This is a genomic window from Bacillus sp. AFS018417 (assembly GCF_002560985.1).
Classification (GTDB): domain Bacteria; phylum Bacillota; class Bacilli; order Bacillales; family Bacillaceae_G; genus Bacillus_A; species Bacillus_A rhizoplanae.
This window is the reverse complement of the sequence record NZ_NTTM01000011.1, coordinates 18,598-30,459: the sequence shown is the minus strand read 5'-3', so window position 1 is coordinate 30,459 and position 11,862 is coordinate 18,598. Positions and strand designations below refer to the sequence as shown.

Here is an 11,862-nt window from a genome sequence, read left to right as displayed (position 1 = left end):
TTGAACCCAAATTGCGGAAATGTCATACTCGTGTAGTCTTTATACTTTTTCGGTTTTGGATACTTTGCATCTTTACGAAAGAAATGATCAAACGCTTTTTTCAGACGCACAAAAACTTCTTGCAGCGGCTGAGAAGGCATTTCTTTTAGAAAAGGATACGTATTCTTGTCCAATGTAAGTTGTCTTTGCATATCATAACGATTGTAATTTTCTTTATTTTGCTTATATTTCCGTTCTTTGTCTAGCAAGGCAGAATTGTAGGTTTGACGACAATATTGTAACCAACGGTCTAACACTTCTTGTTGTGCTTCTGTTGGAAAGATTTCATATTTTTGATTCCACAACATTATCATCACCTCCCATTCGTTTTGTCCTTGTGTTTCGGTATTGCTTTAGAATTTCTAATGGCGCTCCTCCTATAGTAAACAAACAATAACTTTGAGGTCAAAAGTATTCTTTCTATCATTTCTATCTGATTTGAGGGAATTCCTTTTTCATTTTTCGTGAACTAGCACTCTTATAAGCGTTGATGAACTTCGATTATTCTGTATTCGGTTTCGTTGTCATGAGAACATGAACATGATCCATATCATGATTCCATTTTTTACAGAAATGTGATAGTTCGCCCCAATATTTTCAAATATAGTTTTCAATCTAGTCGAGATTGTATCACCAATTCCTTTTCTTCGATACTTCACAACCATAATAAGGCGGTATTCGAATACTGAATGATTATTTGTGTCTAATTTCACTGTTGTCACCTCTTTATTTCATTACACAACTGACCAGTAAGAAATAGAAAGAAAAAACCTTTGAATTACGCCAACCACAATTCATCCCCTCCCTACTCATTAGGTTTCACCCTTCTCATTCCTTGAGGACGGGGAACTCTTTTGGAAATCCGTTAAAATTCATATAAAATGCGAGAAAAGAAAGTAAGGTGAAACTTCCATCAGTGGAGGTTTCCTTCATCCCGACTAATGTGAAGCCCCTCAACCAGACTTTTCTATTTTCAAATGGCGCATGAAAGATTGGGAAGAAATTTGTACAATCATGTAATCTATTCCTATAACAAAAATAGGCTATCCCCTATAGGGATAGCCCTCTCTATTATTTCTACTTCACCATATAACTCTTCAACTGATCACGAAGCGCTCGCTTCAAAAACTTTCCGACGGATGTTTTTGGAATTTCTTCCACAAATAAAATATCATCTGGCATCCACCATTTTGGAAATTGATTTTCTAATAGCTCGTATAACTCTTCTTGGCTGACCACTTCTCCTTCTTTTAAAACGACACATGCAACAGGACGCTCTTGCCATTTTTCATGCGGAACAGCAACGACAGATGCCTCTAATACTTTTTCATGTGTCATTAAAGCGTTTTCTAAATCAACAGAAGAAATCCATTCACCGCCGCTTTTAATTAAATCTTTTGTGCGATCGGCAATTTTAACAAAACCTTCTGGGTCTACTGTTACGATATCACCTGTGTGCAGCCAGCCATCTTTCATCGACTCTTCAGTGCGTTCATCATTATAATAACTGCCGGCAATCCATGGTCCGCGGAGGCAAAGTTCTCCCATTTCTTCACCGTCCCATTTTACTTCACCATCTTGACCGATGACTTTCATTTCAAGACCTGGGAGTAAACAACCTTGGCGGGAGCGTAACTCATAATACTCTTCTTTCGGTAAATCATATTGATACGACTTCGGACGGTTTATCAAAACTGCTGGACTCGTTTCTGTCATTCCGTAGATTTGTCTGAAAGAAATATTATATTTTTCTTCATATGTGCGAATCATACCTTTTGGCGCTGCCGATCCGCCTGACCATATGCTGCGAACACTACTAATATCATATGGATATTTTTCAATCTCTTGTAATAAGCCAATCCAAATTGTCGGCACGCCAGCAGTAATCGTTACTTTCTCTCGTTCAATTAACTGCGCTAAAATTTTCGGAGTAAAGTGCGGACCTGGTAAGACAAGCTTTGTACCGAACCATGTGCCTGCAAACGGAAGTCCCCACGCATTCACATGAAACATTGGAACGACTGGCATGCATGTATCTCCTTCTGATATACTGCCGCCGTCCACAAGTCCAAGCGTGTAACTGTGAAGTGCAATGCTACGATGCGTATACACGACACCTTTTGGTTTTCCTGTCGTTGCGGAGGTATAACACATGCCCGCAGGTGCTTTCTCATCTAGATCTGCTACAAATGGAAATGTTTCATCGCCTTCTTCGAGAAGTTTATCATAGTGATATGCTGGTGATAGTGTTGTATGAGGTAGTGTGTTGTCATCTGTCATAATGATAAATGCTTTTACATGAGGAATTTCGTGTTGAATGCTTTCTAATACCGGAACCATATCTTCATCCACAAGAATAATTTTGTCTTCGGCATGGTTAATGATGTAGGAAATGTGGTCTTCTGAAAGTCGTAAGTTAATCGTATGTAATACAGCTCCGATTCCTGGAATCGCAAAATATGCTTCTAAATGGCGGTGATGATTCCAAGCGATTGTTCCTACTTTATCTCCCGTCTCAACCCCCATTTTACGTAATACACTCGCAAGTCTTCTTGTCCGCTTCGCAATCTCTCCGTATGTTAATGTTTGAATACGCGATGCAGTACGCGAAACAACTTCCTTTTTTGAAAAGTACTTCTCTGCCCGTTCCATCATGGCTGGAATGAGAAGTGGTACATCCATCATCATCTTACATTCCCCCTGCTATCATTGTATATCTAAAGATACAACTGTATTATAACACGACATCACCTGGCAAAAACTAGCAACATTTCTTTCCTTTTCTACAAAAGCTGACACAGAACTTATACATCGAGGGCCGCTGTTTATCGGCGTTTCGACACAACTTATCAGCGCTTTTTCCCATTTATCGGCGCTTCGACACAACTTAAAGACCGTTCGACACAATCAGACACCCTCGACTCACCCATATAAAAAAGCATAGCGCCCTGCGCTATGCCTTCACTTCTTCGCCGTCAATTTTTCCTCATACTGATTCAGTGCTGAAATTGCCACGCCTTTATAATAATGTGCGACAATATCTGTATACGCCTTACCTTCCCTCGCCATTCCATTAGCGCCGTATTGGCTCATCCCAACGCCGTGACCAAAGCCTTTCGTTGTCACAACAATTTGATTGCCTTTCTGCTTCCACGTAAAATCAGACGAACGTAAACCTAACTTGTCCCGTACGTCTTTTCCCGTTAATGTTTTCCCTTGAAATTCAACTTCCTTCACGCGCTTTCCTTCTGTTCGTTCTTTAATGTTGCCAACATTACCGTTTGCTAACACTTTCACGCCAAGACGCTTTTGAAAATCAGCAACAGTAAAAGTTTGTTCGCTCGTAAATTTCGGTGACTGCTGATCCCACGGACTATTTACACTTTTTAAGTACGGATAGTCGCTGCCCCAATAATCTGCGGCATTTTCTGTATAGCCATTACTTGTCGAGAAAAATGATGCTGTAATTGGACTTCCCTCATACGTTAAAACTTGCCCAGCTGTTTTTGATACCGCTTCTTCAATACGATTCATTCTGCCTTCATACTCTTTTCCCCATTGTTCTTTTAGCTCTTCTTTACTTTTGTACACTTGATTTTCCACTGTATCTGTTACGTCTGCTTTATTCTGAAGCTTTTGCCCGCTTAACATGCGCTTCACAACGAATGTACGCGCTGTTAATGCCTGTGCTTTTAATGCTTCCATTTCAAAATTTGCTGGCATTTCTGCAGCGACAACCCCAGCAACATAATCTTCAATTGAAACAGTTTCAATCTTCTTTTGTCCGCTGCGATACACAGATACTTGCACATTGGTTTTCGTAGGAGAAGGAGCTGGCGCATTTTGCGCTGCTGGAGGAGCAGAAGGCGTATGATACTTTTCCTCTTTCGCTTTTGTAAACGGAAAAACAAGCATGCTTGGTACGATAATCACTAACGCTACTAATAGCGTTACGATGACCATAATTGGCTTCGTAGTTTTCATTGCTTTCCTCCACTATGAAATTAGACTCATTTCATTCTTATGGAGTAAGACAAGCATTTAGAACAAGTTCTTTTCTTCTTTCTAACATGGCACAAGATTAAATTTTTAGAATATTTTTAATGAAACAGGCATAAAGATTATGTTTCCTGACTATAACAATAATAGTACATGAAAAAAATAGCTTCCATGCCAAAGCATAGAAGCTATCTCTATTAAGCGTGAAGATCAGATACTTGTTGTTCTGCTACTTCTTCCACTCTTTCAGTTACACGTTCAATATCTGCACCTAATGCAGCTAACTTGCCGTGGAAGTTTACATATCCGCGGTCAAGATGTTTTAATTCTGTTACGCGCGTATGACCTTCAGATACTAAACCAGCTAAGATTAATGCTGCTGCAGCACGTAAATCTGTTGCCGCTACTTCAGCGCCTTGCAGGTTGCCTGGTCCGTTCATAATTACAGAACGGCCTTCGATTTTAATATCTGCATTCATACGGCGGAATTCTTCCACATGCATGAAACGGTTCTCGAATACTGTTTCTGTAATCATGCTTGTGCCGTTTGCTTTTAATAATAATGCCATCATTTGTGACTGCATATCTGTCGGGAATCCTGGGTGTGGCATCGTTTTAATATCAGCCGCTTTTAACTCCTCTGGGCCAATAACGCGTACACCTTCGTTTTCCTCAATAATTGTAACGCCCATTTCTTCCATCTTCGCTGTAATAGAACGCAAGTGTTCTGGTACAGCATTTTCAATTAACACGTTTCCGCCTGTAATTGCTGCTGCAACCATAAATGTCCCTGCTTCAACACGGTCAGGAATAATTGAATGGTTTGCACCATATAATTTATCGACACCTTCAATACGAATTGTGCCAGTTCCAGCACCGCGTACTTTTGCGCCCATTGCGTTTAAGAAGTTCGCTAAGTCTACGATTTCTGGCTCTTTTGCTGCGTTTTCAAGCACTGTTGTCCCCTCTGCTAATACAGCAGCAGACATAATGTTTTCTGTTGCCCCTACGCTTGGGAAATCTAAGTAAATTTTTGCACCTGTTAGTTTACCGTCTACATACGCTTCAACAAATCCGTTACCAACTTTTACTTTTGCTCCCATAGCTTCAAAGCCTTTTAAATGTTGGTCAATTGGACGTGAACCGATTGCACAACCACCAGGAAGCGCAATGCGTGCACGACCATTACGTGCTAAAAGCGGTCCCATTACAAGAACGGACGCGCGCATTTTACGTACATATTCAAATGGTGCCTCGATGTTTAGTTCTTTTGATGCATCAATTGTTACCTCATTGTTTGCAAAAGATACCTCTGCATTCAAATGACGTAATACTTCATTAATTGTGTATACATCTGATAGTTCTGGTACTTCAGATAGTACATTCTTTCCATCACTCGCTAATAGGGCTGCAGCGATTATAGGTAATACAGCGTTTTTTGCGCCCTCTACGCGCACTGTGCCGTTCAACCGCTTTCCGCCACGGACGATGATCTTTTCCAAGTTATTCCCCTCCGTGTCCTTTTTTCACATATATTCAATACTCAGAAGTTATGATCGGTGTGCCAACCACAATTGTATTCTTGTTGTTTGTAGAACGTATTGCTATTTGCACATTGATTTTCTCTTTATTTGTTGAAAGAGCGTCATTCCATTTTTTATTATATGCGGAGACTGACACAAATGCTCTTTCTTCTACTCTTTCAATCGCTTTTGCTGAAAGATCTTTCAAAACTTCATTGGCTTTATCTTGCAAAACACCTTCAATCTTATCACTGAGCGTACCTTGAACACAAGTATAAATTTTTGGTTTTGTACTAAAAATTTTATTCATTTTATCCGTATATTTAGGATCCCATTTTGCTCCGCTCACTTCATATATAATGAAAGTGTTTTCTTTAGTATTTTCCATTGTCCACGTAACTACTAGCCTTTCTTCATAAGAAGAAAAACTTTTTTGTGCTGTTGCTTTATAACCGTCCCTAGACTTCTCAATTTCCCATTTTTCTACATTTGCACGTTGCTTAATTTGACCAAGTAACTTTTCAAACGTATGTATATTTGAAATTGTCTTTGTTTCCCGCGCTAACCAAGACCAATGCTGAACATCTGCACTATGTTTCTCTAAAGCAGCAATCATACTTTCCATTTTTTCCTGATCGCTCACAGGTTTCATTTCTCTATATCCGACTAAAAATATAACAGCACTGACAACAATCAATAGCATGGCTTGCATCTTTTTCACGTTCATCCCCTCCTAGTCCCCATTGTTGACGGAGAAGGATGGTTCTATACGTTGTACTTTTTTACTTTACAAGGTATGTTAAGCTCTTTGAATACCCTAAGTAATCAAGGAAAAAGTTACTTACCGATGCACCGATGGCAATCGTTACAAGAATCATGAACACTCTCGTTTGCAATACTTTCCCTGGTTTCATCAGGCGTTCTACATGAAGGCCCTGGAGCGTCCACCACGTAATGGTAATAAACAGTAAATGCGACACAATCGCAATGAGTGCTTGTTGCCCTAAAATTTGTGCCATAAAAAATCGACCCCTTTATCCCGCTCTAACGGGCAGTAACTCTCGTATATCTTGGTGCACAACTGCCCGTATGAGCCCGATTGGTTCAACTAACCTTTTCGGAAAAAATCGTTCCAAAAAGGTAGTTTCACTTTATCCCGCTCTAACAGGCAGTAACTTTCGTATATCTTGGTGCACAACTGCCCGTATGAGCTCGATTAGTTCAACTAACCTTTTCGAAAAAATCGTTCCCAAAACGTAGTTTCACTTTATCTTACTCTAATAGACAACTGCCCGCATGAGCCCGATTGGTTCAACACATTTACTACTTTTGTAGTAAACAAAAAATAACCAAAATAAAAAGTGTAGAGTACATGCTCTACACTTTCAATTTTTACTATTGTACCACGTTCCCGACAAAGAAGAAATCCTTCATAAGCGGAAAATAATCATAAAAGAAATTGTAACCGATTGCCGGTAATATACCGAGCACAACTGTTGCAATCGCGCACAGGCTTACAACTATTCTCAAGTTAACCGGAAGAACGATACGCTCTTCACTTTCTGCACGGCGGAAAAATATTTGCTGCAAAATGCGGAAATAATAGACGAATGAGATTACCGTTGTCCCCATCATAATCGATGCGAGCACGTAATGAGCTGGCTGGACGATAAAGGCTCCTAAAAAGATGTTAATCTTTCCGATAAATCCTGCTGTCCCCGGAATACCAGCAAGTGACATCATAAAAATTGTCATCATGACCGCTGCAAATGGTGATCGTTTATATAAACCTGCAAAAGCAGATATATTTTCTTGTCCCGTTTGTAAGATTATGCCGTGGATAATCGCAAATGCTCCGATATTCATCAGGACATAAGCAAGCATGTAAAACCACATACTATCCATCAGAAATGGTGACAACGCTACGAACGGTACAAGTAAATAACCAGCATGCGCCACTCCTGAATACGCAAGCATTCGTTTTATATTGTACTGCTTTAAGGCAACGCTATTTCCAACAATCATTGTTACACCAGCAAGAACTGCAATATAGATGCTCATATTTCTTAATAGTGATGTTGTTTCATTTTGAACAGGAACTAATGCGAAGATGACTAAGAAAATACGAATAATCATCACAAATCCAGCAATTTTCGATACTGTTCCTAACAACGCTGTAACAGGCGTCGTTGCGCCTTCATACACGTCAGGTGCCCACATATGAAATGGGACAGTCGCAATTTTAAAAGACAAACCGACAAAGAGCAGGATAAACGCAAGTGCCAATAAAAGTTCTATATCACCGCTCACTCCTTGTATAAACAAGCCCTGCATATCCAAAATATTCGTTGAACCTGTCAGTCCGTACAAATAACTCATTCCAAACAGCGTGATTGCTGTAGAAATGCCGCCATTAATTACGTACTTCATTGCCGCCTCATTCGAAGCTTTATTGTTCTTACGAATGCCGACTAAAATGTACGAAGACAATGATAATAACTCAAGACCGATGAATAATGTAATAAAATCACTGCTAGACGCCATAACCATCGCACCAAGAAGCGCCGTTAAAAATAAGTAATAATATTCTCCTCGATCTTCAATCGGCTGCTCGGTATCGTCGCTCATTGCAACGAATAATACAAGAATGCCGCCCAGCAATAAGAGCGTTTTAAACGCTTTGGAAAATCCGTCTAATATAAATGACCCATCTAAAATCTCTCCAGCCGGTGCACCGTACAATGTAACGAGCGCAACAAGTGCAAGTATGACCGTTCCAATTGCCCCGTACGCTAAATTCCGGCGATGAAACGTTTGTTTCGCGAACAGATCAAGAAGTGATAGAAGGATAGCACCGCCAAGAAGGATGAATTCCGGCGTCATTAAATACCACGATAAGCCTAGTAATGTTTTCATATCCATTCTATCTACCTCCTAACGATTGTAATGTGTCACGAAGCGGTTCACCAAGTACATCTGGCACGATACCGATGATTAGAATACACGCCAGCAAGATCACAACGGGAATATAATCCACTCCGCGCATATCGCTTTTCGCTTCGCATTCCCTTTGTCCGAATGTAACTTGCATAACTGCCCGGAGTACATACACCGCTGTTAAAATAATACCGATTGCTCCGATCGCCGCTAAGATTGGGTGCGCTTGAAACAAGCCAAGAAACGCTAGAAATTCACTCACAAAACCAGACATTCCAGGAAGTCCGAGCGAAGCCATACTTCCTGCTAATAAGAAACCGCTAAGGATTGGTACTTGCTTCGCTAAACCGCCAAGCTTTGTAATGTCAGAAGTGCCAAAGCGCTGCTCGATGATGCCAAGAAGGAAGAATAACAGCGCGGCGATTAAACCGTGGGAAACAACTTGGAACAATGCGCCCTTCATCCCTGCCTCGTTCAGCGCAGCTAAACCGATCAGCACAATTCCCATATGCGAAATACTTGAATATGCGAGCACTTTTCGAAAATCTGTTTGAACAAGTGCTAATAATGCACCGTACAGTAAATTGATAACCCCTAAAACCGCTAAGACAACCGCAAACTTTTCAAACTGCTCTGGGAAAAGACCCATTCCAAAGCGGACAATCCCGTACGCCCCAATCTTTAAGAGAACACCCGCATGCAGCATAACAATTGCCGGGTGCGCTTGTACATGGACGTTCACCATCCAGCGGTGAAGCGGAAAGACCGGAAGCTTAATCATAAATGCCACCATAATGGCTAGAAATAACCCAAGCTGCAACGAATCAGACAATTCACCGACTGTTGTCATTTCTTTTCCTGCTAAAACGGCTTGCAGCTCTGCTATATTCGTTGTACCTGCCCTTGCAAATAAAATTGAAAAGGCAATGAGTAAAATCGCAGAACCAATGCCGTTATAAATTAAATAGCTGTACGCTGCTTTTTCACTGCTAAATTTGCCCCATTTGCCAACGAGTAAAAACATAGCTGGCAATGTAATTTCAAAGAAAACGAAGAACAGCAGCAGATTTTCAGCAGCGAAGACACCAAGCATTCCGATTTCAAGCATAAGCAGTAACATATAGAAACCTTTTACATGCTTTGTAATGGAAAAGGCCGTAATAGCTGCCAACGTCGCTAACAATGCTGTCAGAAGCATCATAACGAGCGAGAAACCATCAATGCCAAGCTCATAATAAATCGTAAACAATTCGTTCTCCATACCTGGAAAGCGGCCAAATTGAATCCACTTTACCTTCTCAGCAAAGATCGTTAAGCTTGTTCCCGATGCATATGTAATCGCAATAAAGAGCGCGGACCCGAGGGGAAGTAATGTGCCAAGCAGACCAACAATCCTCGCCGCTCTCTCTTCTGTCTTCGGTATAAATGCCAACAGTATGATACCTAACAGCGGGGAGAAAATGAAGAAAGATAATAGAAAGGAACTCATTGTCCATGCCCCCCTGTCAATAGCAGAATCATTACTAATGCAGCTAAACAAATAGCTGTAACTGTGCCGTACATTTGTACTTGCCCGTTTTGCAATTTCGATAAGGCCGCGCTCACACCTCTTACAATGCCAGCGACTAGCTTCGCCATTCCTTCAACAACATACATTTCAAAAAAGTGCAACACATATGCAGTTCCTTTCACGAGCGGAAGCACTGTTACGCTATACAATTCATCAATATAATATTTCTCCTTCAGCAAGCTGTACATCGCGGTCTTCTCGCCGCCAATCCAATCACGGGAAATTGTGCGTTTTCCATATATCAAATACGCTAAGACAATCCCGGCTAATGAAACGAGCGTGGCCACAATCATGATCCAGGCCGGACCATGGACTTGCTTCACCTGAAACGCTACGTCTTTTGTAAGCCAATCCCCAAGAAATGTTCCGAACCAAGGTGTATTCACATAACCCGCTACAACGGCTAAGACGCCAAGAACCATCATCGGCACTGTCATCACGCCCGGAGATTCATGCACATTCTTCTGTTCCCCGCGCGCTTCTCCCGTAAAGACAAGGAAGTAAAGGCGGAACATATAGAAGGCCGTGAAGAAAGCTGCAATTACCGCAAGGACGAATAAACCGTAATTGCCGCGTTCCCACGTCGCCGCTAAAATTTCATCCTTACTAAAGAATCCAGAAAATAGCGGAACACCACTAATTGCAAGCGTACCAATTAAAAACAACGAGCCGGTTATTTTCATCTTCTTAAACAAACCGCCCATTTCTTCGATGTTTTGCGTATGTACGGCATGAATGACACTTCCGGCTGCTAAGAATAATAATGCCTTAAAGAACGCGTGCGTCGTTAAATGAAAAACACCAGCCACGTACCCTGCCGAACCAAGTGCAAGCATCATATAGCCAAGCTGACTTACTGTGGAGTACGCTAACACACGCTTAATGTCTGTTTGCACTAAACCAATGGATGCCGCAAAGATTGCCGTAACGCCGCCAACGATGGCAACAGTTTGCATCGCCGCTTCGCTCGCTGAGAAAAGCGGGAACATGGTAGCAACCAAATATACCCCAGCTGCAACCATTGTTGCTGCGTGGATAAGTGCTGATACTGGCGTTGGGCCCTCCATCGCATCCGGAAGCCACGTATGCAGCGGAAACTGACCGGACTTCCCCATTGCGCCAACAAAGATTAAAATTGCCGTTAGTGTAATCATCGTCCCTGAAATCTCTCCAGCTTGTACCGCCTGGAAGATTGCATCGTAGTCAAAGCTGCCAACTTGCCAGAATAATAGAATCATCCCGATAAATAAACCGACATCCCCAATCCGCGTCATAATAAACGCCTTTTTTGCAGCTGCCTTTGCCTCTTCTTTAAAGAAATAGAAACCAATTAGCAAGAAGGAACCGAGTCCGACTAACTCCCAGAATATATAAAGCTGCAATAAGTTAGTTGAAATCACAAGCCCAAGCATCGCAAACGTAAATAACCCTAAGTACGCATAAAAAATATGGAACCTTTCATCGCCGTGCATATACCCTTTCGAATACATATGAACGAGCAAGCTCACAAGTGTGACAATAAAGAGCATCAATGCGTTTAACGCATTTACTTCAAAGCCGAAGGAAATACTCACATCTCCAATTTGCAGCCATGTCCATTGCTGTTTTACCGTTTCTGCCGATAGCCGTTCTATTAATACCAGTACCGCACCCGCAAATGAAAGAAAAGCGAGAAAGGTGCCAAGCCAACTACTTCCTTCTTTCAGCTTCTTGCCAAACATCACGAGTAAAACGAAAGATACAAGCGGGAAAAGCGGTATTAGCCATGCATAGTCCATCATTAGTTTCTCCCCC

9 protein-coding genes and 1 pseudogene are annotated in these 11,862 nt (G+C 41.4%); all 10 read right to left on the bottom strand.

The genetic code is table 11. The features are described 5' to 3' along the window. On the bottom strand, positions 1-353 hold a 353-nt coding region (locus CN326_RS05845; RefSeq protein WP_141524977.1), incomplete at its 3' end, for a helix-turn-helix domain-containing protein. After that, a pseudogene (gene tnpA, locus CN326_RS05840) lies at positions 325-752 on the bottom strand (IS200/IS605 family transposase). The gene CN326_RS05845 and the pseudogene tnpA, both read right to left, overlap by 29 nt. 364 nt (positions 753-1,116) lie before the next feature. Continuing rightward, on the bottom strand, positions 1,117-2,727 hold the full coding sequence (locus CN326_RS05835) for a long-chain fatty acid--CoA ligase (RefSeq protein WP_098307170.1): 1,611 nt from the start codon (positions 2,725-2,727) through the stop codon (positions 1,117-1,119). 273 nt (positions 2,728-3,000) lie between these two features. After that, positions 3,001-4,023 (bottom strand): stage II sporulation protein D, encoded by a 1,023-nt coding sequence (gene spoIID, locus CN326_RS05830; RefSeq protein ID WP_098307168.1) that lies wholly within the window; start codon positions 4,021-4,023, stop codon positions 3,001-3,003. A 212-nt stretch (positions 4,024-4,235) separates the two neighbouring features. Beyond that, a complete protein-coding gene (murA, locus tag CN326_RS05825; RefSeq protein ID WP_098307166.1) occupies positions 4,236-5,540 on the bottom strand; it encodes a UDP-N-acetylglucosamine 1-carboxyvinyltransferase in 1,305 nt (434 codons plus the stop codon). 34 nt (positions 5,541-5,574) lie between these two features. Beyond that, the gene (locus CN326_RS05820; protein ID WP_483295637.1) at positions 5,575-6,273 is read right to left on the bottom strand and encodes a YwmB family TATA-box binding protein; all 699 of its coding nucleotides are present in this window, start codon (positions 6,271-6,273) and stop codon (positions 5,575-5,577) included. A gap of 70 nt (positions 6,274-6,343) precedes the next feature. Continuing rightward, positions 6,344-6,580: a DUF1146 family protein gene (locus CN326_RS05815; RefSeq protein WP_098307162.1), complete on the bottom strand. Its 237-nt coding sequence runs from the start codon at positions 6,578-6,580 to the stop codon at positions 6,344-6,346. A 376-nt stretch (positions 6,581-6,956) separates the two neighbouring features. After that, positions 6,957-8,477 (bottom strand): NADH-quinone oxidoreductase subunit NuoN, encoded by a 1,521-nt coding sequence (nuoN, locus tag CN326_RS05810; RefSeq protein WP_303745192.1) that lies wholly within the window; start codon positions 8,475-8,477, stop codon positions 6,957-6,959. A 7-nt stretch (positions 8,478-8,484) separates the two neighbouring features. Next, positions 8,485-9,987 carry an NADH-quinone oxidoreductase subunit M gene (locus CN326_RS05805; protein ID WP_098307158.1) on the bottom strand — a complete coding sequence of 501 codons (1,503 nt, stop codon included), beginning with the start codon at positions 9,985-9,987 and terminating at the stop codon, positions 8,485-8,487. Beyond that, positions 9,984-11,849 carry an NADH-quinone oxidoreductase subunit L gene (gene nuoL, locus CN326_RS05800; protein WP_098307156.1) on the bottom strand — a complete coding sequence of 622 codons (1,866 nt, stop codon included), beginning with the start codon at positions 11,847-11,849 and terminating at the stop codon, positions 9,984-9,986. The genes CN326_RS05805 and nuoL overlap by 4 nt, the downstream gene beginning before the upstream one ends. Between the last annotated feature and the right edge of the window lie 13 nt (positions 11,850-11,862).